This window comes from Vibrio sp. vnigr-6D03 (assembly GCF_002835515.1).
Taxonomy (GTDB): domain Bacteria; phylum Pseudomonadota; class Gammaproteobacteria; order Enterobacterales; family Vibrionaceae; genus Vibrio; species Vibrio penaeicida.
On the sequence record NZ_PIZL01000019.1, the window covers coordinates 318,211 to 343,629 of the forward strand.

A 25,419-nucleotide genomic window follows, 5' to 3' on the forward strand; every position below is an offset into this window, starting at 1 on the left:
TATAGTAAAAAGAAACAAGGATTCGCGACAGACTAACGGTATTAAGAAAGGATGCTCGGTTTGAGTTTTGGGTTAAATTAAGGTCATATTCGTTAGCTTTACTTTGAATTCAACGCGTTTAGTGCTTATCATTGCCAATTCACCTCAGCTCAACTAGCAGCATATTAGAAGAACTTTATGTCGACAGCGGATTTAGTCACCATTCAAAACCTGACTTTCTATCGTGGAACAAGAAAAATCTTTGATGATGTCACCTTATCTGTTCCCAAAGGAAAAATTACTGCCATCATGGGGCCTTCTGGTATCGGAAAAACAACCTTACTCCGCCTGATCGGGGGACAAATTCACCCTGATAATGGCGATGTCATCTTTGATGGCGATAATATTCCTCGCCTTTCTCGACATGCACTGTACGAAGCGCGTAAGAAAATGAGCATGCTTTTTCAATCTGGTGCACTCTTTACTGACATCAATGTCTTTGAAAATGTTGCGTATCCTCTAAGAGAACACACTGAACTTAGCGAAGAGCTCATTCGTAGTATTGTTTTACTCAAACTTGAAGCCGTAGGGTTACGAGGTGCAGCAGAATTAATGCCCAGTGAACTTTCCGGTGGTATGGCTCGCAGAGCGGCTTTAGCAAGAGCTATCGCTCTAGACCCCGAGCTCATTATGTATGACGAACCATTTGTCGGACAAGATCCAATCACCATGGGCGTGTTGGTGAAGCTCATTCAGAATTTAAACCAAGCGCTGAACCTCACTTCAATTGTCGTGTCTCACGATGTGCCGGAGGTTATGAGTATCGCAGACCATGCTTACATTCTTGCCAACGGCAAAATCATAGCGAGCGGAACACCTGAGGAATTGATGGCGAATCCAGATCAAAATGTACAGCAATTCCTGACTGGAATGGCAGACGGTCCTGTCCCATTCCAATTCCCAGCAGGTGACCTGACTCAAGATCTTTTCAATACACCGGGAAGTGCTCAATGAACACTTTGCTGAATGTTATAACAAGTGTTGGGCACAGCACACTGTCAATTTGTCGAGCTTGGGGACGAGCGACACTCATGCTTTTTGGTGCACTGGTTGCCAAACCTCAGCCAATCAAACACTTTCCGTTGCTGGTAAAACAACTTTACAGTGTTGGTGTGCAGTCCATGGTCATCATTGTGCTATCTGGGTTGTTCATCGGCATGGTCATTAGCCTGCAAGGGTATGTTGTTTTAGTCGATTTCGGTGCAGAAGGTGCGTTAGGTCAGATGGTGGCTCTTTCGCTTCTGCGAGAGTTAGGTCCAGTAGTGACTGCGCTGTTATTTGCTGGGCGAGCAGGCTCTGCTTTAACAGCTGAAATTGGTTTAATGAAAGCCACCGAGCAGTTATCCAGTATGGAAATGATGGCCGTTGATCCACTTAGAAGAGTCATCGCTCCTCGTTTTTGGGCTGGCGTCATTTCAATGCCGCTTCTTGCAATGATTTTTATGGCTGTTGGTATTTGGGGCGGTCAACTAGTTGGTGTTGACTGGAAAGGCATCGACCACGGAAGCTTTTGGGCTTCGATGCAGTCCTCAGTAGAACTAGGACAAGATATTGGTAACAGTTTAATTAAAAGTGCTGTCTTTGCTTTAACGGTTACATGGATAGCACTTTTTAACGGATACGATGCGATTCCAACATCTGAAGGGATCAGTCGTGCTACAACTAAAACAGTGGTGCACTCATCACTGGCTGTTCTGGGACTCGATTTCGTCCTGACAGCACTTATGTTTGGGAACTAAAGATGCAACAAACTCGTAAACTGGAATTATTAGTAGGAAGCTTTGTCATCGCGAGTGTGATTGCCATTCTTGTTATGATTCTAAAAGTCGCCGATGTAAAAAGTTTTGGCTCAGGGGAAACCTATCAGCTAAAAGCCCAGTTCGATAACATCGGCAGCTTAAAACTTCGCTCCCCTGTTAAAATTGGTGGTGTTGTTGTTGGGCGTGTTTCGGACATCACTTTGGACATTGAAAGCTACTTGCCCGTTATTACGCTCACTATTGATAAGCAATATGGTGAATTTCCAGAAACATCTAGCGCACAAATCCTCACTTCAGGATTAATTGGTGAGCAATATATCGGGTTGGTACCCGGTTTTGTTGATGAAGACATCGACATGTTGCAGGATGGCGACTATATAGAGGATACGAAGTCAGCACTAGTACTCGAAGATCTCATTGGACAGGTCTTGTATCGCGTCGGTGGTGATTCAGAGAGTTCGGAGGAACCGTAATGAAATGGTTTAAAAAATGGACATTAGCAGCAACGCTAGGCGCTCTCTCGCTTGTCAGTATTGTACAGACTAGCGCGGCACAAACTATTGATGCCACCAAGCCATACGACATGATGCGACAAGTCGCCGACAAGACGTTCTCTCGCCTAAAAAACGAGCAAAACCAGATCAAATCCAACCCTGACACACTAAAAGTTGTGGTTGAAGAGGAGCTGATGCCCTTTGTAAACAATCGCTACGCTGCGTTGAAACTGCTTGGACCGAACTTAAAAAAATCGAAAAAAGAAGACGTTAAAGTTTTTGTTGAAGCTTTTCGCGCTTACCTTGTGACGTCTTACGCTCAAGTTTTGACTCAGTACACCGATCAATCAATAGAATTCGCCCCTGCAAGACCACTCGATCCTAAAAGCCGTATTATTTCTATTCGAGTAGAAATCATCGACAACCCAAACCCAAACATTAAGCTCGACTTTAAATTGAGAAAAGATAAAAAAAGCGGCGAATGGGCTGCGTTTGATATGGTAGCTGAAGGGGTAAGCCTACTCTCCAGTAAGCAATCAGAATGGAACAGTAAAATTCGAAGAGATGGACTCTTAGAAGTCAGCAAAGATTTGCAAGAATTGGCAGCTAGACCAATTCAATTCAAGGACACAAAATAATGAGTCATCCCCAGTGGCTGCAAGTCGCCCCGACTCAGTGCCAACTTTCCGGGAACTTGGATCATGAAAGTGTCCCCGGTTTATGGCAATTTTTGAAGAAACGAAAAACTGACACGACTCAGCTAAATATTGACATGAGCGAAGTGAAACGCGTCGATTCCGCTGGTATGGTGATGCTGATTCACTTAATAGAGCATGCAAAAAAGCAAAACTGTCATATAATGCTCAGTTTCGTGCCTGACCAGCTGCGCACTTTGTGCCAACTGAGTAATGTCGAAGCAATGCTATTCCCCGAAACTGAAACCGCACAAAAGTCTCAGTTTGAATCATCGGGTGAACGCAATCACATTGAAGTTTAAATAGGATCTACCGTGGACAGCGTTGAAGTAAAAAACATTTTAGATCAAGCTCTTAATCTAGAAGAGTTACACGTAAAAGGGGAAGGCAGCCACTACGAAGTGATCGCTGTAGACCCAAGTTTTGATGGAATGAACCGTGTAAAAAAACAGCAGCTCATCTACGCTCCGCTGATGGAATACATTCAAAGAAACGATATTCATGCAGTTTCGATTAAGGCTTACACGCCGGAAGAATGGGAACGCGATAAGAAACTGATGTCTCTTTAAGGTTGATTGATGGAAAAGTTTCGAGTTAAACGTTCGGGTCCTCTAACTGGTGAGGTCTCAATCTCTGGTGCTAAAAACGCCGCCCTACCGATTTTATTTGCTTCCATTCTCGCAGAAGAACCTGTTGAAGTAACCAATGTACCTAAGTTGCGTGACATTGATACGACAATGGAGTTACTGAAGCGTTTAGGCGCTCAAGTTGAGCGTAATGGTTCTGTGCATGTAGATGGTCGCTCTATTGATCAATACTGCGCGCCTTATGATTTAGTAAAAACCATGCGCGCTTCTATTTGGGCATTAGGCCCTCTGGTTGCTCGATTTGGTCAAGGCCAGGTTTCGCTACCAGGCGGTTGCGCAATTGGCGCACGACCTGTTGATCTCCATATTTATGGTCTTGAACAGCTTGGGGCCACTATTACTCTTGAAGAAGGGTATGTAAAAGCCGAAGTCGATGGGCGCCTTAAAGGTGCTCACGTCGTGATGGATAAAGTCAGTGTCGGCGCAACCATTACCGTTATGTGTGCAGCCACTCTTGCAGAAGGTAAAACGGTTTTAGATAACGCAGCTCGTGAACCTGAAATTGTTGATACTGCAGCGTTCCTAAACACACTGGGAGCTAAAATCTCAGGTGCTGGTACCGATACAATTACTATTGAAGGCGTTGAGCGCTTGGGTGGCGGTAAACACTCCGTCGTAGCTGACCGCATCGAGACCGGTACTTTCCTTGTCGCTGCAGCAGTGTCTGGCGGTAGGATCCTATGTAAGAATACCAGTGCGTCATTACTTGAAGCTGCTCTTGCGAAGCTAGAAGAAGCGGGTGCTTTGGTGGAAACAGGCGAGGATTGGATCAGCTTAGATATGACTGGTCGCGATCTGAAAGCGGTATCCATTCGCACAGCGCCTCACCCTGGCTTCCCAACCGACATGCAGGCTCAATTTACGCTGTTGAACATGATGGCAAAAGGAAGTGGGGTCATTACTGAAACCATTTTTGAAAATCGGTTTATGCACGTTCCAGAGCTAATGCGTATGGGAGCAAAAGCTGAGATCGAAGGCAATACGGTTATTTGTGGCGATACCGATGGGTTGAGTGGCGCTCAAGTTATGGCAACCGACCTGCGTGCTTCTGCAAGCTTAGTGATTGCCGGATGTATTGCCGAGGGCGAAACCGTTGTTGATCGCATCTACCACATCGATCGTGGTTACGAAAAAATCGAAAACAAATTGTCTGCACTTGGTGCTAACATTGAGCGATTCAGAGAGTCTAGTTAAACTCGAGCTTTGAATCTAAAAGCCGGAAACTGTCTATCTCAGGTTTCGGCTTTTTTGTTGCGTATTACCCCGCTTCCGTTTATTTTCCGATCGTATGGTTCAAACGTAAGCAGAATAACTATCAAAGAGAATTTTATGATCGCTTTATTGCGTCTCATTGCGGTGGCAATCTTCGCCGTCTTAATGTTTGTATTTGGGTGTGGCTACTGCCTATTGAGCCCAAGAAACCCTAAACACGTCTTTACCTTTGGTCGTTACTTTGGACGTATGTCCAGAGTATTCGGCATTAAATTGGATCTTAGGATCCCAGAAGATGCGTATAAGCGTGGTCAGCATATTTACATTGCCAATCACCAAAATAACTGGGATATCTTTACTGTCTCATCTGCCGTGACACCAAATGTGGTAACGGTCGGAAAGAAAAGCCTTGCCTACATGCCACTGTTTGGTCAACTTTACTGGATCACCGGTAATATCCTCATTGATCGCGCCAATCGCAGTAAAGCCATGGGTACGATTGAACAAGTCGTTGAAAAAATCAAAGGTCGTGACATTTCGGTATGGATGTTCCCTGAAGGTACACGCTCTCGTGGCAGAGGCTTACTTCCGTTTAAAACAGGCGCTTTTCATGCCGCAGTTGGGGCTCAAGTGCCAATCATTCCAATTGTATGCAGTACTACAGAAGGTAAGTTTAAGCTTAATCGCTGGAACAATGGTCATGTCATTGTTGAAATGCTTCCGCCAATCAGTATTGACGGTTATGGCAAAGAGAATGTCCGTGAATTGGCCAATCTATGCCGTGAACAAATGAAGCAAAAACTTGAAGAGTTAGACGCAGAAGTCGAGCAACTAAATACTCAAAAATAATTCAAGACCTTAAATCGAGGTCTTAGTTTAGAAACGATTCTGCCAGTATTTAGATATAAAAAATCCGGTCATCTAAGATGACCGGATTTTTTTGATTCAAGCTTCCAAACCAAAGGTAAGGAAGCCTAACGTTATAGTGCAGCAATCGTTGCTTTTTGCTCTTCAAGCTTCACCAAAGTGTCTTGATAGCCTTCAAGTTTTTCACGCTCTTTAGCGATTACCGCTTCTGGCGCTTTAGCAACAAAACCTTCGTTACTCAGCTTGCCTTCGATGCGCTTGATTTCGCCGTGTGTTTTCTTCACTTCTTTATCAAGACGAGCAAGTTCTGCATCTTTGTCAATAAGGCCTGCCATTGGGATCATCAGTTCAGACTTGCCAACCAGTTTAGTCGCACACGCTGGAGTCTCAGCACCATCTGCAAGTACTGTCAGGCTATCTAGCTTGGCAAGAGAGTTCAGAACCACCTTGTTCGCTTCGATACGCGCAGCGTCTTTCTCGTTTGCAACTTTGATCATTACATCTAGGCCTTTGCTAGGTGCAATGTCGTATTCCGCACGTAAGTTACGAATAGCGGTGATGAAAGTCTTAACCCATTCGATGTCTTCGACGATCTCTGCATTGAAATTATCTTCGTTAAACTGAGGAAGCGCTTGAGTCATGATAGTCTCGCCCTCAACACCCTCTACTAGCGGCTTAACGCTCTGCCAAATAGATTCTGTGATGTAAGGAAGCACTGGGTGAGCAAGACGTAACGTCTTCTCTAGAACAGTGATCAGTGTGTAACGAGTCGCTTGTTGTTGAGCTTCAGACCCTTTCCAAAGCACAGGCTTAGTTAGCTCTAAGTACCAGTCACAGAATTGGTTCCAGATGAATTCGTAAAGCGTGTTAGCAGCCATGTCTAGACGGTAGTTGTCTAGATGAGCATTAAACTCTTTCGCAGCCACTTCAAACTGAGATTCAATCCACTTGTCTGCTAGAGAGAATTCCATGTTTGCACGATCTTCAACAGACAGTGACATGCCACAATCGTGCTCTTCTGTGTTCATCAGTACGTAACGGCTTGCGTTCCATAGCTTGTTACAGAAGTTACGGTAACCTTCTAGACGCTTCATATCCCAGTTGATGTCACGGCCTGTTGAAGCCATAGCAGCAAGAGTGAAACGCAGAGCATCGGTGCCGTATGGTTCGATACCATTTTCGAATGTTTTACGTGTGTTCTTTTCAATCTTAGCGGCTAGTTTTGGCTGCATCATGTTTCCACAACGCTTCTCAACCAAAGACTCTAAGTCAATGCCGTCAATCATATCGATAGGATCAAGTACATTACCTTTCGACTTAGACATCTTGTCGCCGTTCTCATCACGGATAAGCCCCGTCATGTAAACCGTTTTGAACGGTACCTGCGGTTTGCCATCTTCGTCTTTCACGAAGTGCATGGTCATCATGATCATACGAGCAACCCAGAAGAAGATAATATCGAAACCAGATACTAGTACTTCAGATGGGTGGAACGTTTTCAAAGCCTCAGTATCTTCCGGCCAGCCTTGTGTACCGAACGTCCAAAGTGCAGAAGAGAACCATGTATCGAGTACGTCGTCATCTTGCTTAAGCACAACAACAGGTGCTAGGTTGTTCTTTTCACGAACTTCTTCTTCAGTGCGACCTACGTAAACTTTACCGTCGTTGTCGTACCATGCAGGGATGCGATGTCCCCACCAAAGTTGACGAGATATACACCAGTCTTGTACGTCACGCATCCACGCGAAGTACATGTTTTCGTATTGCTTAGGCACGAATTGAATCTGACCATCTTCAACCGCTTTTACTGCTGGTTCCGCAAGAGGTGCAGTACGTACATACCACTGGTCGGTTAGCATTGGTTCGATAACTACGCCACCACGATCACCGTAAGGGACCGTTAGGTCGTGATCTTTGATTTCGTCTAGAAGACCAAGTTCTTCGAATTCAGCAACAATAGCTTTACGAGCAGCAAAACGCTCCATGCCTTGGTACTTAGCTGGAATTTCTGTCGAGTACACATCACTTTCTTCGCCGTTAGTTGTGAACACTTCAGCAGCATCACGGATATCAGCGTTGAACGTTAGGATGTTGATCATTGGTAGGTTGTTTCGCTTACCTACCTCGTAATCGTTAAAGTCGTGAGCAGGCGTAATTTTTACACAACCCGTGCCTTTTTCCATGTCAGCGTGTTCATCACCTACGATAGGGATAAGACGATTTACAACAGGAAGCAGGATTTCTTTGCCGATAAGATCTTTGTAGCGTGGATCTTCTGGGTTAACCGCAACACCGGTATCGCCAAGCATGGTTTCTGGACGAGTAGTCGCAACGACAATGTAGTCTTTGCCGTCAGCAGTTTTCGCACCATTCGCTAGCGGGTAACGGAAGTGCCACATGAAACCTTTTTTGTCTTTGTTTTCAACTTCAAGATCAGAAATTGCAGTGTGCAACTTAGGATCCCAGTTTACTAGACGCTTGCCACGGTAGATTAAGTCTTCTTCGTATAAACGAACAAACACTTCTTGAGTCGCAGCAGACAAGCCATCATCCATTGTAAAGCGTTCACGATCCCAGTCTACAGATGCACCAAGGCGACGAAGTTGCTGAGTGATCGTGCCACCTGATTCATTTTTCCATTCCCAGATTTTGTCGATGAAAGCATCACGTCCGTAGTCGTGTTTTGTTTTGCCTTCTTCAGCAGCGATCTTACGCTCTACAACCATCTGAGTTGCGATACCCGCGTGGTCAGTACCAACCTGCCAAAGGGTGTTTTTCCCCTTCATACGCTCTGCACGAATCAAAGTATCCATGATGGTATCTTGGAATGCGTGGCCCATATGCAGGCTACCCGTGACATTCGGCGGTGGGATCATAATGCTGTATGAATCTTTGGTCGTGTCACCGTGTGGCTTAAAGTAGCCTTTCTCTTCCCAAGCTTGATACAAAGCTTGTTCAATAGATGTTGGGTTATATGTCTTTTCCATAGTGCTCTTAGATGGATACGTTTACGGGTTAATCTTGGTCAAACTTTATAATTGAGAACTCTCAGTACGGTAAGTACTTGCGAAATCTCTTAACTATAAGGTTTGACTAAGGGTTTTGAATCTCGATAGTTTCCAGCTGATACCCAGCTTGACGGTAAATTTTATACCTTTCTCGAGCTTGTTGCTTAGCTTTTTCTTCGCAGGGAACGAAGTCTACCACTTGACCAAAGGTTGGAGCAAAAGTTGTCTTGTCATTCGCCATATTTATAACGAGCTGTCGGTTCCACGCAGGCTTCACATTTGAGTAACCAATTTCGATCCCCGTCCCTGATTTGGGTCCCTCACCCACCAAGTTATGCGCAACAAACGTTTCAGGCTCCGCCTGAAAAAACAGTTCTGCAACCGCTTCTGCACTCTTTTTGTTTTCTGCATTGACGTACACTTTCGCACCCAGCTTGGCAAAATGATGAGCAAGAAATACAACATACGTGTGAAACCCCAACTCTTCAGACTGAGGGCTACTTTCTTTGATCAAATAAAATGTTGCTGTTGCCATCTGCTATCACAACTCATTCAAAATGCGGCATGTGGTTCAATACGGAACCTTCTGTTAAAAAGCCAAACGCAGTTAAAAAGCTAAATACAATTAAAAAGAAAGGGCCTTTCGGCCCTTTCTAAAATTTGAAGATTTACTCTTCAGTATCCTGGCCGCTTCGGTTCAGAAGGAATTGGACCAGCATTGAGACGGGACGACCTGTAGAGCCTTTGTCTTTACCGCCAGATCGCCAAGCCGTACCTGCTATATCAAGGTGCGCCCAGTTGTATTTTTTAGTAAAGCGAGACAAGAAACAACCCGCGGTAATCGTGCCAGCTGATTTGCCACCAATATTTGCCATATCAGCAAACGGGCTAGCAATTTGTTCTTGGTACTCTTCACCCATAGGCAAACGCCATGCGCGATCACCAGCTTGCTCAGAAGCATTGATCAATTCATGAGAAAGCGGGTTATGGTTCGAAATTACGCCGCTGATGTGATGACCCAAGGCGACAACACATGCGCCAGTCAACGTCGCTACGTCAACCACACATTCTGGTTCAAAACGTTCTACATACGTTAGTGCATCACAAAGAACCAAACGCCCTTCTGCATCGGTGTTCAATACTTCAACCGTTTGACCTGACATCGTCGTTAAGATGTCGCCAGGACGGTAAGCATTGCTACCAGGCATGTTTTCACAACCAGCTAGGATACCAACAACATTAATTGGAAGATTTAACTTTGCGAGAGCCTTCATCGTACCGAATACAGATGCAGCACCACACATGTCGTACTTCATTTCATCCATGCCTGCGCCCGGCTTCAATGAAATACCACCTGAATCAAACGTCAGCCCCTTACCGACCAATACAATTGGCTTGGTGTCAGGATCTGGTGCGCCTTTGTATTCCATAATGGACATAAGAGATTCGTTGTGAGAACCACGACCAACAGCTAGGTAAGAAGTCATACCCAGCTTTTCCATCTCTTCTTCACCAATGATCTTGGTCGTTACCGTTTCGTGCTCATCAGCTAAACGGCGAGCTTGAGATGCAAGATACGCAGGATTCGCTACGTTTGGCGGCATGTTGCCCAGATCTTTCGACGCTTTCACGCCTGACGCGACGGCTAAACCGTGGCTGATCGCTTTTTCGCCTAAATTCAATTCGCGACGAGTTGGTACGTTGAATACAAGCTTGCGCAAAGGACGACGAGTTTCTGGCTTCGTGCTTTTGAATTGATCAAACGTGTACAAACCGTCTTTCGTTGACTCAACAGCTTGACGAACTTTCCAGTAAGTATCTCGACCTTTAACGTGTAATTCTGTTAGGAAGCAAACTGCCTCCATTGAGCCTGTCTCATTAAGTGTGCTGATGGTTTTCTGAATAATTTCTTTGTATTGGCGCTCACCAAGCTCACGCTCTTTACCACAGCCTACGAGTAGAACGCGCTCAGACAAAACACCAGGTACTTGATGCAAAAGTAGCATCTGTCCTGGTTTTCCTTCCAAGTCACCGCGTCGTAATAGTGAACTGATGTAGCCATCACTAATTTTATCGAGCTGCTCCGCTACTGGAGAAAGACGGCGAGGCTCAAAAACACCAACAACGATACATGCGCTGCGCTGTTTCTCAGGGCTGCCACTTTTTACACTGAACTCCATGCGTACTCCTACATCCTGAAGACAAACTGAACTAAATGTTAGATAATGGCGACTTAGCTTAAAATATTCACGTTGGAACGCTAAGCCCATTATGTTGACTAACAATTAGCCAAAGATTTAAAAATAAAAGATTCAACGAGAAATTATAGTGATTCAATTAAAAAAACAAGTTTTCTATAGGTGATTTCAGCGTGATTATTGTTAGATATTTGATCCGCGAGACAATCAAGACTCAATTTGCGGTATTTTTAGTCCTGTTTTTGATCTTTCTTAGCCAAGAATTCATTCGAGTATTGTCTAACGCCTCTGATGGCGATGTGCCCGCTCGCTTGATCTTAACGTTAGTCGGTTTAAACATGCCCACAATGGGAATGTTAATGCTGCCGTTAAGTTTATATCTTGGGATCTTACTGACTTTCGGGCGGTTGTACGCTGAAAGTGAGATTACCGTAATGAACGCGACCGGAATCGGGAATAAATTCTTGATTCAAGCGGCACTTAGCTTAGCGGTAATCACAGGAGCTTTAGCGGCATTTAACTCTTTGTGGTTATCCTCTTGGAGCCAACAACAAATCACCCAAATATTCTCGGAAATCGAATCGGATAACAGTATCGACCTGCTGCAAAAAGGGCAATTTCAAGCCTCTCCTGATGGTTCTGCCGTCGTCTTTGTCGATGATATTGAAAATAAAGAGTTAAAAAACGTCTTTATTGCTCAGCTAATACCGAGAGATTCTATTCGCCCAAGTGTCATGTTTGCAGACACAGGAAAGATGCAAGAGCTATCTGATGGTCGCCAAGTTCTTAATCTTTATAATGGTAAAAGATACGAAGGTATTCCGACTCGCCTCGATTACATGATAGCCGATTACAAAGAGTATGAAGCCTTGATAGGACAAAGAGCGGCTACACAACGTTCACTAAGTTTAATGGCCACGCCAACGCTTGATCTTATCAACTCCGACGACAAGCGATCTCAAGCCGAGCTTCAATGGCGAATTTCTCTTATCGTTTGTATTCCCCTGCTTACAATGATTGTTATTCCGCTTTCCGCGGTAAACCCTCGCCAAGGTCGTTTTGCGAAAATGGCACCAGCGGTACTCATTTACCTTACCTACTTCCTGCTGCTGAGTTCTGGAAAATCAGCCATTGAAGAGGGCAGTTTACCGGCGTCAATTGGGCTATGGTCAATCAATGGTGTAACACTTCTTTTGGGTATATTACTCAATAGTATGGACAGTACTTTCGTGCGACAGTTAAAAGAAAATTTCAGAAGAAAGGTGGCGTAAAGCGTGTTTAAGATCCTCGATTGGTACATTGGTCGAACTATCATCTCGACCACCGCTTTAACTCTGACAACTTTGGTCGGTTTATCCGCCATCATCAAATACGTTGAACAGCTTAGGGCTGTCGGCGAAGGCAGCTACGATGCATTACTCGCTTTCTATTACGTAATGTTGGCTCTACCTCGTGATGTGGAACTGTTTTTTCCAATGGCTGTATTACTGGGTGCTCTAATTGGTCTTGGAATGTTAGCCGCAAGTTCCGAATTAGTAGTCATGCAGGCATCGGGTTACTCTAAGCTAGATATCGGTTTCTCAGTACTTAAAACAGCCATTCCTATCATGGTCATTGTAATGATGCTTGGTGAATGGGGCGCCCCTGCCACCCAAAAAATGGCGAGAGAATTACGGACATTCGCGGTATCGGGGGGCAACATCGTATCTGTACGAAGTGGCGTATGGGCGAAAGATAGCGGCAACTTCATCTATGTAGGGCGAGTAAATGGGGAGCAATTGCAAGGTGTTAACGTTTGGTTCTTTGATGAGGATAAGAAATTAGCCCACACCATGTTTGCAAAGGAAGCTAACTACGCCTCAGATCGTACTTGGGAAGTAAAAGATGTCGTCAAAACCAGCTTTGATAATGACGTTGAAATATCAAAAGAAAAAATTGCACTCCAAAGTTGGACAACCACATTAACCCCAGACAAGCTAGCCGTAGTAACCGTTCAACCTGAAGAGCTGCCCCTAACTGAGCTTTGGAGCTACGTAACCTACCTAAAAGATTCAGAGCAGGATGCAAGCCGCTATGATTTGGCTTTCTGGCGTAAAGCCACTCAGCCCATATCGGTCGGAGTCATGATGTTTGTGGCCATGTCTTTTGTGTTTGGTCCACTTCGAAGCGTGACCATGGGGGCAAGAATTCTTTCTGGTGTTATTGCGGGATTTGGTTTCTACATTTTTGCCGAAACCTTCAGTAACGTCAGTTTACTCTATAAGCTTCCTGCCCCTGTTGGTGCACTGGTTCCCAGTATCGTATTTATGAGCATCGCAATTTTATTGATGCGGCGAAAAATGTAAGCACTCCCTAACAATAGAAAAGGAGGGCACCCTCCTTTTCAAATTATTTAACCTGAACTCGGGATAAGAGGTTAGCTAACCCATTAAAATAAATAAACATTTTCTATTGAGGCACTCTAATGAGAAATTTTCACTTAAGACAAGGCGAAGCCACGAACCAATAACAGGTTATTGGGAGAGGATTCAACGCAGTAATAAGTGAAAAGAGCCATTAGAAAGCAAGTTGTTATCCCGAGTTCAGGTTATTTAAGCAAACGTGCTTTGAGTTAATTTGCTTTCGGCAGAACAACCACTTGTGTTTTTGCCCAAATGTCATGAAAGGCACGCTTCTTGGGATCAAATGGCACCGTAAGGTTTGCTAAGCCAAAACCAGAGGTTGCGACTCGGATGAGCGCTTGAGTCAACGAGATGGATGAACCATCTTCGTTTTGCACACGCAGCTTCCATGCTCGCATGCCTAAAGTCTGTCCCGCTTTTGTCCAGAAGAACACAATAAACCCAATCCACACAGTAGCGAGATACGCCGTGTACAGAGTACTCCATACAGGATGGTTAGTGAGCAAATCGCTGGCGTCAGCATAGCTTCCATAACTCATCAAACCTGCCGCGTGAAAGGCAAAGAGAATCGCAATCACTAGCCCCCCTGCCATCATTTCTATGGCGAGTATAATCAGGGCGTCGTACATCAATGCGCCTAGCCTTCGAAGTAATCCTGCAGGTTTCGTTTGAAAAGACATAGTTCTCACATGGGTAATCGTTGGAAAGCGACAGAATATAAACTAGTACAAGAATTTGGAAGTGATATAGCGCACAGCACGAGCACTTATGCTGAAATAATCGCCAAACGAATGGTTTTTAAAGATTTAACCCTTGCACCCGCTTAAGTCATCCGTATAATGCCAATCATCGAAAGGGCAATAGCCCAGAGATGCCGGTGTGGTGAAATTGGTATACACGACGGATTCAAAATCCGTTGCCTTCGGGCGTGGCGGTTCAAGTCCGCCCACCGGTACCATATAAAGAAAGGTCGCTTTTATAGCGACCTTTCGTCGTTTTAGAATCTCAAAAAATTCGGCGTAGCGTCAGGGATGCCTGTCCAATCAATCCGCCTCACGATACCACTATTCAAAAGCCACGATTTTAACGACCTTTTGTCGTGTTAGAATCTTAAAAAATTCGGTGTGGCGTCAGGGATGCCTGTCCAATCAATCCGCCTCACGATACCACTATTCAAAAGCCACGATTTTAACGATCTTTCGTTGTTTTAGAATCTCAATAAATTCGGCGTGACGTCAGGGATGCTTGTCCAATCAATCCACCTCACGATACCGCTATTCAGAAGCTACGATTTTAACGATCTTTTATCGTTTTAGAATCTCAAAACATTCGGTGTAGCGTCAGGGATGCCTGTCCAATCAATCCGCCTCACGATACCACTATTCAAAAGCCACGATTTTAACGACCTTTTGTCGTGTTAGATTCTCAAAAACACCCACTCATTGAATTCTCTTCAAACAGCTTCCGAGCAATACCCACCTCCCCCTACTCAAGAAAATTAGTTGGTTATCAATTGCCTGAAATATTTTAGTTGCTCGCAAATATGGCAATAACTGATCCACAATCCACATGTATTAATCACATAAGTGCATAATACCCATCTTTCAACATTGCTGATGATGGTTGTAGGGAAAACATGTCTAAGAAAACCGATAAATTTGAAAAAGACGTTGCTGCGAGTGTAAACATTGGAGACACGCTACCCAATGACATACCGGCATGGATGAGAGAGATCGGTGTAAAACCTGGAGCCAAAGTCACTTCTGTTCAAGCGCAAGGGGCGATTGGCGGTAAAACAGATATCCTCATAAAATTGTCGGATGGCTCCCCCATCAAGATTTCAGCAAAAATGAGCAGCGCCCATTACTTTGGTAACTGGTACTCACACAATCGAATCCTTCAAGATTTTGGAGTCAGAGCGTTTAACAACCTCACAAAAGATTGCACTCAATGGGCGAAGCAATGGGCAAAAAGTCCTTCCGCATCTTTCTTCGTAGGCGTGAGTATTTGTTTTGGAAAACGTTCAGGGAAAACCGCCCGAGAGTTTACTCAAGTGTTTGACTATCAAGATATCGTGAAAATTGTAGCGGGTACTGGCAAAGGAAATTCGGTGGCGAATTGCCTCTTGGTGAGCAATAAAATCCCCAGTGACCTACTCGATCTCATACAAAAACTGCAACCAATAAGCAATGAAGTAATACAAACCATAAGTCGTAATTTTAAGGTCGTTTACCGCCCAATTAATCCCAAAACAGAAAGAAGTAACCGAGGGAAGTGTACTTATACTCAATTTCGTCCGACAAAACGCTTGAGTAAGATGACAAAAGTCGACACTCTAAAAGATCTAACAAAACTAGGCACCTTTGAACTCGTTTCGCCTAATGGATTAAACCACAATCGTCTCATTCAAAATTTGCGAACCTTTAATATCGATATTCCCACCAAGAAATAACCTTCGAAATAAAAAAACCTCAGTATTCGGCAAGAAACTGAGGTTTTTTTTAGATAGCACCAAAGGGAGATTCTAAAAGGCGCAATTAGACAACGAAAAGTAAACGAATGTCATGATTATGCAGCTTGAGATTTACCAATCGCTCCTGCTTTAGCCAATGCCTCTTTAATACTTTCAGCAATAGCCGCAGCAAAATTCACCGCCACGGCATTGCCAATCATTTTGTAGCCCGCCCCAAGATCCTTGTAAAGAAATTCAAAGCTGTCCGGAAAACCTTGGATTCGAGCGCATTCTCGAACACTTAAACGACGGTATTCATACCCATCCACAAAGACAAATTTGTCGGTTTCGACTTTCTGCATTTTCGGTGCACTAGGATGCAACGGTGCATGGCGTCCACCCGCTTGAATCGTAAATGAGGGTTCATCCCAAGTACGGACTCGGTTTCGACTCATAAACATGCTTGAAAAGCCTCCCGTCATGTATTCATGATTAGGAATTGCAACCTCTGGATTAGGCTTGGACTTTGCTATAGCAGGGACGGCTAATCCGTCTAAATCTTTCAGGCAATCTTTTAAACTTGGCTTATATTCGTGTGGTTCAGGAAAATGATAATCGATGTTGAGATCGGAGCGAAAACCGATGAATATCACTCGCTTTCTATCCTGAGGGACATCGTAATCTGCGGCATTCATCAACTTAAAATGAAGATCGTACCCTGCTTCTCGGAACGTTTCTTTTATGTTTTCGAGTGCTTGTTTATGCCTTGGCGCCAGCATCCCACTCACGTTTTCTGCTAGAAAAAATTTCGGCCTTTTATCGGTAAGAATACGAATGAACTCGTAGAACAACTGCCCGCGGTGATCGTCTATTCCGCGCTTACTGCCCGCTTCACTCCAGCTTTGGCATGGTGGACCACCAATTATGCCATCGCAGTCTGGTACTTCTTCGCTTTCAATATTAACGATACTTCGACGATCCAGCTCAGTGGATGGGTGATTATGCTCGTACGTATCCCAGATTTGCTTATCGTACTCATTGGCGAAAGGGATGTGGAATCCCGCTTTTTCAAAGCCAAGATCTAAGCCACCAGCTCCACTGAAAAAAGAAGCGACCGTTAATTTCATTGATGCACTCGTTTGGTATCGGTTATGACAAGATTAAAGCATTTTACTGTACAAAACGTCAGTAAAAAGGGCGGGGATTATACCATATACATTCATTTTTGTGAGGAACAATGGTAGGAGAGGCAAGGGTAAAAACAAAAAAACGCCAATAAGTCATTGGCGCTTTTTCATAGGTACTAAGGTAAATATAGAAACGTGGTCCTTTTCACTTAAACCGTATGTTTCTACTCGCCTGCAATCTTCATAGATTCAATTAATATAGAGCCAGTCTGAATCTGAGAGCGTGTTTCCACATCACTACCCACGGCAACAATTTGCTGATACATATCCACGAGATTTCCAGCAATTGTGACTTCTGATACTGGGTATTTCACTTCTCCGTTCTCGACATAAAAACCAGCCGCACCGCGAGAGTAATCACCCGTTACAGAGTTCACACCTTGTCCCATAAGTTCTGTCACTAGAAAGCCAGTACCAAGCTCTTTAAGCATGGCTTCAAAGTTTTGACCAGTAGATTCCACAAACCAGTTATGAATACCACCAGCGTGCCCCGTTGGTGTCATGTTCATTTTACGCGCTGCATAGCTCGTCAGTAGGTAAGTAGATAGAACACCATCCGTAATGATTTGTTTGTCTTGGGTAAAGACACCTTCGTTATCAAATGGACTGGAAGCCAAACCACGAAGCACGTGCGGCTTTTCATGAATATTAAACCAAGATGGCAGGATCTGGTCGCCTAACTTGTCCAGCAAGAATGAAGATTTTCTGTAGAGATTTCCGCCGCTGATAGCCATCACAAGATGACCGATCAAACCAGTTGCGACATCCGCAGCAAACATAACGGGCATTTTCCCAGTGGGTAAACGCTGTGCATCCAAACGGCTTATAGTCTTTTCAGCCGCTTTTAAGCCAACCGTTTCAGGTGACCATAAATCTTCTTTTCGACGTGAAACAGTGTAGTTGTAATCACGCTCCATATCGCCATTTTCACCCGCACCAATCACACAGCAGCTCATGCTGTGTCGGCTCGAAGCATAACTCGCCAGTAAACCGTGGCTGTTACCATACACTTTTAAGCCATAATGGCTATCGTAGCTTGCACCGTCACTCTGCTTGATTTTGTCACTGTAACTGAGTGCCGCTTCTTCGGCTGCAATGGCAAGCTTAGCCGCTTGGTCTGGTTCCGGTTCGTCTGGGTGGAAAAGATCCAAATCAGGGATTTCCTTAACCATCAGTTCTTTCGGTGCAGGGCCCGCACAAGGATCTTCAGATGTGTAGTTTGCGATATCGAGCGCTGCCATCACTGTCTGTTGAATTGCTTTTTCACTCAGATCAGAAGTCGATGCGCTGCCTTTACGCTGGCCACGATACACAGTGATGCCTAAAGCACCGTCACTATTAAATTCGACATTTTCAACTTCACACATGCGAGTTGATACGCTGATACCAGTGCTTTTGCTAATAGCGACTTCAGCAGCGTCTGCCGTTCCTGTCGCAATTTCCAATGCTTTGCTGACAGCTTCCTCTAATTCCAACTTTTGTTGTGCGATTTGCGCTTTTACGTCCATACCGAAATAACTGTTGTTTAAGGGATTATTGATTAAGGATAACAAGGTTTTCGCTTTCGCCCCATAATTCTTGTTAAAATAAGCGATAATTGAACACTGATATCGAAGTAGGCAGACAGAAATGGCACGTAAAAACCAAAAAGCGCCGTGGGAAGAGGAAGAAGAAATCATCTGGGTAAGTAAATCCGAGATGAAGCAGGATATGGAAGAACTGCAGAAGCTAGGTGAAGAACTGGTGGAGCTAAAACCAGCGGTATTGGAAAAGTTTCCACTCAGTGAAGATCTGCGAGACGCCATCGCAGACGCGCAACGTTTCAAAAATGAAGCCAAGCGTCGTCAGCTTCAGTACATTGGGAAACTGATGCGTACAGAAGATCCAGAGCCTATTCAAGCCGCATTGGATAAAGTTCGCAACAAGCACTCCCAAGCCACTGCGGAATTGCATAAATTGGAGCAATTGAGAGATCGCGTTATAGAAGAAGGTGATAGTGCGATTGCGGAAGTGTTAGAGCGATTCCCATCAGCAGACAGACAGCGCTTACGTCAGCTTTCTCGTCAGGCAAAAAGGGAAAAACAAAACAACAAACCGCCAAAATCCTCTAGAGAGATTTTCCAAACTCTAAAAGTGCTTTTCGAAGAGACAGAGTAGAGACACAAAAAAAGCTGCCTAGGCAGCTTTTTTATATCTAACTGATTTATTTCAGCAACTAGGTCACAGTAAACAAAGCAAGCTGCTATCCCGAGTTCAGGTTAAGTACTTACTCGGTACCACCAACAGTGATGGAGTCCAGTTTCAGTGTCGGTTGACCGACACCAACAGGCACGCTTTGCCCAGCTTTACCACAGACTCCAACGCCACGATCTAGGGCAAGATCGTTACCTACCATCGATACCTGCTGCATCGCTTCGATGCCTGAACCAATAAGCGTCGCACCTTTAACAGGTCGAGTAACCTTACCGTCTTCAATCAAATACGCTTCTGATGTTGAGAATACAAATTTACCCGAAGTAATATCCACTTGTCCCCCACCAAAGTTAGGGGCGTAAAGACCGTTTTTCACCGTTGAGATGATTTCTTCAGGAGAATGTTCACCAGCCAGCATGTAAGTATTGGTCATACGAGGCATTGGAAGGTGCGCGTATGATTCACGACGACCATTACCTGTTGGCGCAACCCCCATTAAATGGGCATTGTGCTTATCTTGCATGTAGCCTTTTAACACACCATTCTCAATAAGAGTGTTGTATTTTCCAGCGACACCTTCGTCATCAACATTCAATGAACCACGCAGGTCTGGTAAGGTTCCATCATCAACAATGGTGCAATGTTTTGATGTGACTTGTTCACCCACTTTACCTGAAAACACAGAGGACGCTTTTCGGTTAAAATCACCTTCTAATCCATGACCAACCGCTTCATGCAATAGAACACCAGGCCAGCCTGCACCCAAAACAACGGGCATAGTACCAGCAGGAGCTGCGTCCGCTTCTAAGTTAACCATAGCTTGGCGAATGGCTTCATCCGCAAAATCAAAAGCACGCTTTCGACCGCCTTCTTCTTGCAAGAAGAATTCATAGCCATATCGACCACCGCCGCCAGAACTGCCACGCTCTCGGCGATCGCCTTTCTTCGCCAATACACTGATAGACAATCGGACAAGAGGTCGTATATCGCCGGCATAAGTACCATCTGTTGCTGCGACCAGCATTTGCTCATAAACGCCACTGATGCTAACAGAAACTTCTTGTATCAAAGGTTCTTTAGTACGAATGTATGCATCGAGCTGCTTCAACAATTCTATTTTTTGCTGCTTCTGCAAGCTTTCTAGCGGATTAACTGAACGGTAGAATTCTGGAGCCTGACTGCGAGAGAACGCTTTAACTGAACCCGTTTGACCTTGGGATGCAATACCGCGAGCGGCAATGGCACTTTGCTTTAATCCGTTAAGATCGATTTGATCTGAGTAAGCAAAACCCGTTTTCTCTCCGGTGATAGCACGAACGCCCACACCACGGTCAATATTAAAAGAGCCATCTTTAATAATACTGTCTTCCAGAACCAGAGATTCATGCCAGCTCGACTGAAAGTACAGATCCGCATAATCCACATCTCGGCTGGCAATCAGACCTAATGTCTCAGCAAGATCTTTCTCAGTGAGACCCGTAGGTGCCAGTAATTCTTGTTCAATTTGATTTATTGTCATTTGATCGGCTCTTTCTTCATTACGTTGCTAAAGCGATTGTGCTCTATCAACGGCATATTCTTTCTGATTGAGGCAAGCTGTTCTAAGTCCAGCTCTACCAATAATGTTCCTGATTCTTGTTCCAATGAAGCGATGACTTCACCCCACGGGCTTACCACCATTGAGTGCCCCCAGGTTTCACGCCCACATTCATGTGTTCCGCCTTGGTTTGCGGCAATGATAAAGCACTGAGTTTCAATGGCTCTCGCTCTTAACAGAGTTTCCCAGTGTGCCTGACCGGTAACGGCAGTGAATGCGGCTGGTACAAATATAATATCCGCACCTTGGTTTCTAAGTTCGCTAAATAGAGAAGGAAATCTTAAGTCATAACAAATTGTTAGACCAAGTGTAGCAGAGGGTGTATCAACTAGCGAAATCTTGTTGCCGTAGGCAAAAATATCGGATTCGCGATAGCTCCCCTGTTTGTCTGCGACGTCCACATCAAATAGGTGAAGTTTGTCGTAATGTGCAACGCATTCACCTTGCGGGCTATAAAGCAATGACGTTGTCGTGACACCTTTGGTTTGTTGAATTGGAAAACTGCCAATATGAAGCCAGATACCATAGGTTTGAGCTAAGTTTTGAAAAGTCTGTTGAAGCAAACCCTCACCAAGCTTTTCGGCAACGGTGTGATACTCATCTCGACCGCCAAATACAAGTGCATTTTCTGGGGTGGAAATCAGCTCAGCCCCTTGTTCGGCCAAAGATTCGATGCCTTGCTCAATCACATTTAAGTTATGTTGAGGCAAAGCATTTGACGTCATTTGAATCAGTCCTACTCGCATGTCCCTCTCCTTAGACCTCACAACCTCAAACTACTCACTCAGTTTTGAGTGGCGTTTTTGGGCACTGTATATTCACCCTTGCTTCTTGAAATCTCAGTTACACTTGGATTATCCAGAGCCCCTTTCACGGCATAGTTTACCTTGGTAATCACTTCAACGACTGGGGACAACGCCGTGGTAATTGCAAAAACGACAATTGCCGTTTGTGGTGCCACGGCAAACGCGGTAATAACGGGAATACCGGATGTTAGATCGGGCACAAACTCTACTTCAGCATCCACTATTTGTGTTTCTAGGTTTGCTAAACCTTTAATCGACATACGTCCTGCTACAGCATCCATTTTAATGTCATTGGTGACGAAAATACCGTTCTTCACTTCACCAGACCCCGTAATGCTATTGAACGCCATGCCCTTATCAAACACATCACTGAAATCCAGCTGCATTTTACGAATAATGGAGTCTAAGCTGAATAGACCCAGAAGACGCGCCGCACCACTCACATCGGAAATGACACCTTTCCCGAGCTTTGAGGAAATGGTTCCATTCATAGAGGTCATCTGAGGTAACCAAGGTGCTCCATTCCATTCTAGATCTGTTTCCACATCAAATGGGGCTTTTTGAATGCCTGACGTAATACCAAAACGTTCCATCACTTCCGTATTGTTTTTACCAGACATCGACATTTTAAATTTAGAGCGACTTTGGTTCTCTTTGAGCATCCACCAACCGGAAGCCTTAAACTTATTGTCGCCACTTGAAAAGGAAATATTCTTCCATTCAAGACGATCGCCTTGCCTTAAGAAATCCACATTGACCTTTCCGATCTTGTAGCCTTGTAACCAAAAGTCGTTTATTGCCAGCGTTAGGTTAGGTACCGCATCATGAAACACTCGGTCAAAAGGTCGAATCAAAGGTTGGGGCTTTTCATCATCCAAAGCGAGCGGTTCAGGATCCGTTGATTCATCTAAACCTGGAATATAAAGCTGCAGCCTATCCAGTGAAACCGTTAAATCATACGGTTCAAGGTAGCTTGCTTGACCTGATATCTCAGCCCCCTCCACTTCCATCTTCCAACCAAGACTCTTCTTGCGAGCACTGAAATCTAGATCATGCCATTCCACCCCAGCTAACGTCAGCGCTTTGCTTTCCACCTTAACGCTTTCTGGGATTGGGATTTTAGGAACGTCAAGTTCGCTGACCAAAGGTTGAGGTCCGGTGACGGGACCCAAAAAGAGTTCCAACCATTGGTCGAGATCGAAGTTGTCACGGCGTACAACAGCACTGTGACCAACAATAGGACTGACTCGGAATGCGCCACGCCCAACCACTAGGTGAGAGGCTCCGAACTCGGGTCTTTCATTGCTAATATCAATTTCAGCCTGATATTTAAATTCAGGAAGCTGTAGGCGTGCAGAAATGGTTTCTTGGTTGCCAGAGGCTTGTAACCTAGCACTGCCTTTCTCGCCCAATGCTTTACCGAGAGGCTCTGGATATTGGCTGGCAATAAATTGGGTTTCCGCTTTCACATCAACTTGATAAGTAAAGCCGACATCGTTGATTTGCAAATCAACGTCCATGCTCCATGGCGCATGACCTTGAACACGCTTCAGCCACGTTTCGCCGACATAGGGAACTAATGGTTGTACATCCCAATCTCCAAGAACATCGATGTTCACATTGTAGTTCTTACTCTGAGTTTGCCCTAAAAAGTCTAAGGAAATGGGCTGACCCAAGAGTTCTGCAGATAGACCAGACGATCGAACCACATCATTATCAAATTCAATGAGACCAGAGGCATTACTTAACGTCATTGATGGCGTTTTTATATTAACTTGATTATCCGGCAGTTTTGCCCAGCCCCAAGCTCGAGTATCGCTTCCATCAAAAGGAATCTTTAGCTGAAAATCCGCATCAACCAAGCCTTTTACTTGAACGGCAGTTAAAGCAGCACCAACAGAATCAACCAAAGGTGTGGCCATCATGTAATCACGAACAGCATCACCTTTGCCTTTTGCTGTGGCTTCAATTTCTATATGACCATTTTCCGACAGCGATGGGATTCTTCCCGTAATTCGACTTGCCTTCACGTCCATGAGTGTCGCGCTTCGAGAGTCCATAAACATGGCTTCGTTTTGGAACAACAAATCAAGCTGAAGGTTCTTAAGTGGCGGCCACGCCGTGTCAAAGCTAAACTGCGACTGCTTTAAATTTACCAATGCTTGGAACATGCCGTCATTGTTAGAGTATGGGAATCGATCCAAACTACCATACCAAAGCAACTTAGATGTGCTCGCTTTACCTGCCTGAATCGCCGTTGACAGGTAATCCGTCAACTCCGTACCTAACGCCAGAGTTGGAAGATAACGCCACGTTTCACCTGCGTTGAAGGCATCAGCTTCAGCGTAAAAAGAAAGGAATGGGCTTTTCCCTTTGGGGAAATCTAATTTAAAGGCACCTAACACTTGGAGGTCAGGTGTGGCTGCTGTGACTTTGTCCGCCCATAAACTCCAACCCCAATCTCCCTGATCTTTCCATGTAATGTCCACTTGCGCTTGGCGAATTTTAAGCGGGGCTTGAAATACATCACCATAAGGCAGTTCATCATCAATCAGAGAAACACGAGCATTAATCTGATCGAGCGAACCAGACAATTGGGCACTTAGGTGATGCAACTCAGGTAGCAGCTCCCACTGTTGCATGGCTCCATCTTCTAGGTTGGCAGAAAAGCGCATACTTGATAGGTCTTTCCCCATAGAAACACGGATATCTTCTACCCTGCCCCCGAGCTGAACGGTATCCAGCCACTGGTTAAGCTTATCCGACTCTGGCATCAAATGAACAAATGGCGTTAGGGTTGCGACATTCAATTCAGATACATTTAACTGCCAGTTTTCTTTGTTAAATTTAAATGCTGCATCCAAAAAAGGCCAAGGTGTATCATCTGTTCGGAGTCTTAGTGAGTGGGCATTCACTTGCCAACCAGAGCCTGACGGCGCCATACTGACAATACCGTGTTCCAGCATTAAGCTATGCTGCGCTTCTTTATTCCAACTGATTTCGCTTGGCAGAATTTCTAAGTAAGCATTTTTAGGCTGGCCTTTGTCCAACGTAATCCAAGAATTAAAGCTCGCGTGTCCCTGAGCAATGCCCACTTTATCTTTCAAGTATTTCGTGAGCCAAGGCGTCACTTGAAGATTTTCAGCGCTAACAAAGAAATCACCACTGATTCGAGACAAGTCTCCCGACTCGATAAAGTCAGCTTTCACCGTTAAGCTGTTTATGTCGTTATCTGCAATACCAATAACGCCATCAGCGCGATGCCGATCTCCAAAGTTCCGCCACTTTAAATGTTCAATTTCTAACGTTTTTATATCTCCGGTAAACGTCTGATAAGTTACGTTGGAATTGGCAATAGAAAAATCGTTCAATTGGCGCAGAAGCAAGTATTCAATATCGTTTAAAACACTTTCAGATGACGGGGAAGATGCTTCGGGTTTTCCGATGGCTTGATTGCCTTCTTTCAACCATTTGATGTGCTGAACATCTAGACTCAGCCCATCAACACGTAGCGTCGACACGACAGGTGTTAGGTTGCGGAGAGATGCAAAAACGTCCAATTCTATTTCGGCTTCTCGGATGAGAATTTGGGTTTTTTCTTCATCGGGAAGAATGGCTTGCAGGTTTTCTAATGCAATGAAAGGGTGAGTATTTTTCCAATATCCACTGACCTTTTCACTTTGGAATTCTATTCCGGTAGATTGAGAAACCCACGTTTCGATATCGGCTTGATACTTGTCTAAGCGAGGAAGAGAGACACGCAAAACAGTAACGGTGATCGCTAGGATCACCATTACGGTTACTAAACTCCAAATGAGCGTACGCCAAAGTAGAGATGGCAGAAACTTCACTGTTGCTCCAT

Annotated in this window: 21 protein-coding genes and 1 tRNA gene; 13 read left to right on the forward strand and 9 right to left on the reverse strand. The window is 44.6% G+C overall.

Annotated elements, in window-relative coordinates; all coding sequences use genetic code 11:
* The first annotated feature begins 177 nt into the window (after positions 1–177).
* From mlaF to CW749_RS16580, 8 genes are all read left to right on the forward strand, one after another.
* On the forward strand, positions 178–993 hold the full coding sequence (gene mlaF / locus CW749_RS16545) for a phospholipid ABC transporter ATP-binding protein MlaF (protein WP_101113372.1): 816 nt from the start codon (positions 178–180) through the stop codon (positions 991–993).
* Positions 990–1,778, forward strand: coding sequence for a lipid asymmetry maintenance ABC transporter permease subunit MlaE (mlaE, locus tag CW749_RS16550; RefSeq protein ID WP_101113373.1), 789 nt, complete (start codon positions 990–992; stop codon positions 1,776–1,778). Before mlaF ends, mlaE begins: the two co-directional genes overlap by 4 nt.
* A gap of 2 nt (positions 1,779–1,780) precedes the next feature.
* Positions 1,781–2,272: an outer membrane lipid asymmetry maintenance protein MlaD gene (gene mlaD, locus CW749_RS16555; protein WP_101113374.1), complete on the forward strand. Its 492-nt coding sequence runs from the start codon at positions 1,781–1,783 to the stop codon at positions 2,270–2,272.
* On the forward strand, positions 2,272–2,931 hold the full coding sequence (gene mlaC, locus CW749_RS16560; protein WP_101113375.1) for a phospholipid-binding protein MlaC: 660 nt from the start codon (positions 2,272–2,274) through the stop codon (positions 2,929–2,931). The genes mlaD and mlaC overlap by 1 nt, the downstream gene beginning before the upstream one ends.
* Positions 2,931–3,290, forward strand: a complete 360-nt coding sequence (locus CW749_RS16565) for a lipid asymmetry maintenance protein MlaB (protein ID WP_101113376.1) — start codon at positions 2,931–2,933, stop codon at positions 3,288–3,290. The genes mlaC and CW749_RS16565 overlap by 1 nt, the downstream gene beginning before the upstream one ends.
* Before the next feature lie 12 nt (positions 3,291–3,302).
* Positions 3,303–3,557, forward strand: coding sequence for a BolA family iron metabolism protein IbaG (ibaG, locus tag CW749_RS16570; RefSeq protein ID WP_101113377.1), 255 nt, complete (start codon positions 3,303–3,305; stop codon positions 3,555–3,557).
* A 9-nt stretch (positions 3,558–3,566) separates the two neighbouring features.
* Positions 3,567–4,829 (forward strand): UDP-N-acetylglucosamine 1-carboxyvinyltransferase, encoded by a 1,263-nt coding sequence (murA, locus tag CW749_RS16575; RefSeq protein ID WP_101113378.1) that lies wholly within the window; start codon positions 3,567–3,569, stop codon positions 4,827–4,829.
* A 135-nt stretch (positions 4,830–4,964) separates the two neighbouring features.
* Positions 4,965–5,696 carry a 1-acylglycerol-3-phosphate O-acyltransferase gene (locus CW749_RS16580; protein WP_101113379.1) on the forward strand — a complete coding sequence of 244 codons (732 nt, stop codon included), beginning with the start codon at positions 4,965–4,967 and terminating at the stop codon, positions 5,694–5,696.
* 131 nt (positions 5,697–5,827) lie between these two features.
* Here CW749_RS16580 and CW749_RS16585 read toward each other — a convergent pair whose 3' ends face one another.
* The 3 genes from CW749_RS16585 to pepA all read right to left on the reverse strand — a co-directional run bounded on the left by CW749_RS16585 (position 5,828) and on the right by pepA (position 10,902).
* A complete protein-coding gene (locus tag CW749_RS16585; protein WP_101113380.1) occupies positions 5,828–8,701 on the reverse strand; it encodes a valine--tRNA ligase in 2,874 nt (957 codons plus the stop codon).
* Positions 8,702–8,807: 106 nt separating this feature from the next.
* On the reverse strand, positions 8,808–9,257 hold the full coding sequence (locus CW749_RS16590) for a DNA polymerase III subunit chi (RefSeq protein WP_101113381.1): 450 nt from the start codon (positions 9,255–9,257) through the stop codon (positions 8,808–8,810).
* Positions 9,258–9,390: 133 nt separating this feature from the next.
* Positions 9,391–10,902 (reverse strand): leucyl aminopeptidase, encoded by a 1,512-nt coding sequence (gene pepA, locus CW749_RS16595; RefSeq protein ID WP_101113382.1) that lies wholly within the window; start codon positions 10,900–10,902, stop codon positions 9,391–9,393.
* Positions 10,903–11,093: 191 nt separating this feature from the next.
* Here pepA and lptF point away from each other — a divergent pair, with 191 nt between their 5' ends.
* Together lptF and lptG are read left to right on the forward strand one after the other, a co-directional pair.
* Complete coding sequence (gene lptF / locus CW749_RS16600; RefSeq protein ID WP_101113383.1) at positions 11,094–12,191, forward strand: LPS export ABC transporter permease LptF; 1,098 nt, start codon at positions 11,094–11,096, stop codon at positions 12,189–12,191.
* A 3-nt stretch (positions 12,192–12,194) separates the two neighbouring features.
* Positions 12,195–13,265, forward strand: coding sequence for an LPS export ABC transporter permease LptG (gene lptG / locus CW749_RS16605; RefSeq protein WP_101113384.1), 1,071 nt, complete (start codon positions 12,195–12,197; stop codon positions 13,263–13,265).
* 266 nt (positions 13,266–13,531) lie between these two features.
* On the opposite strand, the gene CW749_RS16610 is transcribed toward lptG, so the two are convergent.
* On the reverse strand, positions 13,532–14,002 hold the full coding sequence (locus CW749_RS16610; protein ID WP_101113385.1) for an RDD family protein: 471 nt from the start codon (positions 14,000–14,002) through the stop codon (positions 13,532–13,534).
* Positions 14,003–14,195: 193 nt separating this feature from the next.
* On the opposite strand from CW749_RS16610, the gene CW749_RS16615 reads away from it, so the two are divergent.
* Both CW749_RS16615 and CW749_RS16620 read left to right on the forward strand, forming a co-directional pair.
* A tRNA-Leu gene (locus CW749_RS16615) sits at positions 14,196–14,280 on the forward strand.
* A 678-nt stretch (positions 14,281–14,958) separates the two neighbouring features.
* The gene (locus CW749_RS16620; RefSeq protein WP_101113386.1) at positions 14,959–15,774 is read left to right on the forward strand and encodes a hypothetical protein; all 816 of its coding nucleotides are present in this window, start codon (positions 14,959–14,961) and stop codon (positions 15,772–15,774) included.
* A gap of 116 nt (positions 15,775–15,890) precedes the next feature.
* Here CW749_RS16620 and CW749_RS16625 read toward each other — a convergent pair whose 3' ends face one another.
* Complete coding sequence (locus tag CW749_RS16625; protein ID WP_101113387.1) at positions 15,891–16,901, reverse strand: DNA cytosine methyltransferase; 1,011 nt, start codon at positions 16,899–16,901, stop codon at positions 15,891–15,893.
* A 224-nt stretch (positions 16,902–17,125) separates the two neighbouring features.
* Complete coding sequence (gene pmbA, locus CW749_RS16630) at positions 17,126–18,469, reverse strand: metalloprotease PmbA (RefSeq protein ID WP_101113388.1); 1,344 nt, start codon at positions 18,467–18,469, stop codon at positions 17,126–17,128.
* Positions 18,470–18,590: 121 nt separating this feature from the next.
* On the opposite strand from pmbA, the gene yjgA reads away from it, so the two are divergent.
* Entirely contained in the window at positions 18,591–19,118 is a 528-nt protein-coding gene (yjgA, locus tag CW749_RS16635; RefSeq protein ID WP_101113389.1) for a ribosome biogenesis factor YjgA, read from the forward strand.
* Positions 19,119–19,227: 109 nt separating this feature from the next.
* Here yjgA and tldD read toward each other — a convergent pair whose 3' ends face one another.
* From tldD to CW749_RS16650, 3 genes are read right to left on the reverse strand one after another with little or no spacing between them, the layout of a single operon-like run.
* The gene (gene tldD, locus CW749_RS16640) at positions 19,228–20,673 is read right to left on the reverse strand and encodes a metalloprotease TldD (RefSeq protein WP_101113390.1); all 1,446 of its coding nucleotides are present in this window, start codon (positions 20,671–20,673) and stop codon (positions 19,228–19,230) included.
* Complete coding sequence (locus tag CW749_RS16645) at positions 20,670–21,497, reverse strand: carbon-nitrogen hydrolase family protein (RefSeq protein ID WP_101113391.1); 828 nt, start codon at positions 21,495–21,497, stop codon at positions 20,670–20,672. The genes tldD and CW749_RS16645 overlap by 4 nt, the downstream gene beginning before the upstream one ends.
* 38 nt (positions 21,498–21,535) lie before the next feature.
* Positions 21,536–25,408, reverse strand: a complete 3,873-nt coding sequence (locus CW749_RS16650; RefSeq protein WP_272897859.1) for a YhdP family protein — start codon at positions 25,406–25,408, stop codon at positions 21,536–21,538.
* Positions 25,409–25,419 lie beyond the last annotated feature (11 nt).

Bases quoted from the DNA above. Each gene is read 5' to 3' on its own strand.
- mlaF (WP_101113372.1), top strand. From the start codon at position 178: ATGTCGACAGCGGATTTAGTCACCATTCAAAACCTGACTTTCTATCGT.
- mlaE (WP_101113373.1), top strand. From the start codon at position 990: ATGAACACTTTGCTGAATGTTATAACAAGTGTTGGGCACAGCACACTG.
- mlaD (WP_101113374.1), top strand. From the start codon at position 1,781: ATGCAACAAACTCGTAAACTGGAATTATTAGTAGGAAGCTTTGTCATC.
- mlaC (WP_101113375.1), top strand. From the start codon at position 2,272: ATGAAATGGTTTAAAAAATGGACATTAGCAGCAACGCTAGGCGCTCTC.
- CW749_RS16565 (WP_101113376.1), top strand. From the start codon at position 2,931: ATGAGTCATCCCCAGTGGCTGCAAGTCGCCCCGACTCAGTGCCAACTT.
- murA (WP_101113378.1), top strand. From the start codon at position 3,567: ATGGAAAAGTTTCGAGTTAAACGTTCGGGTCCTCTAACTGGTGAGGTC.
- CW749_RS16580 (WP_101113379.1), top strand. From the start codon at position 4,965: ATGATCGCTTTATTGCGTCTCATTGCGGTGGCAATCTTCGCCGTCTTA.
- CW749_RS16585 (WP_101113380.1), bottom strand. From the start codon at position 8,701: ATGGAAAAGACATATAACCCAACATCTATTGAACAAGCTTTGTATCAA.
- CW749_RS16590 (WP_101113381.1), bottom strand. From the start codon at position 9,257: ATGGCAACAGCAACATTTTATTTGATCAAAGAAAGTAGCCCTCAGTCT.
- pepA (WP_101113382.1), bottom strand. From the start codon at position 10,902: ATGGAGTTCAGTGTAAAAAGTGGCAGCCCTGAGAAACAGCGCAGCGCA.
- CW749_RS16610 (WP_101113385.1), bottom strand. From the start codon at position 14,002: ATGTCTTTTCAAACGAAACCTGCAGGATTACTTCGAAGGCTAGGCGCA.
- CW749_RS16620 (WP_101113386.1), top strand. From the start codon at position 14,959: ATGTCTAAGAAAACCGATAAATTTGAAAAAGACGTTGCTGCGAGTGTA.
- CW749_RS16625 (WP_101113387.1), bottom strand. From the start codon at position 16,901: ATGAAATTAACGGTCGCTTCTTTTTTCAGTGGAGCTGGTGGCTTAGAT.
- pmbA (WP_101113388.1), bottom strand. From the start codon at position 18,469: ATGGACGTAAAAGCGCAAATCGCACAACAAAAGTTGGAATTAGAGGAA.
- yjgA (WP_101113389.1), top strand. From the start codon at position 18,591: ATGGCACGTAAAAACCAAAAAGCGCCGTGGGAAGAGGAAGAAGAAATC.
- tldD (WP_101113390.1), bottom strand. From the start codon at position 20,673: ATGACAATAAATCAAATTGAACAAGAATTACTGGCACCTACGGGTCTC.
- CW749_RS16645 (WP_101113391.1), bottom strand. From the start codon at position 21,497: ATGCGAGTAGGACTGATTCAAATGACGTCAAATGCTTTGCCTCAACAT.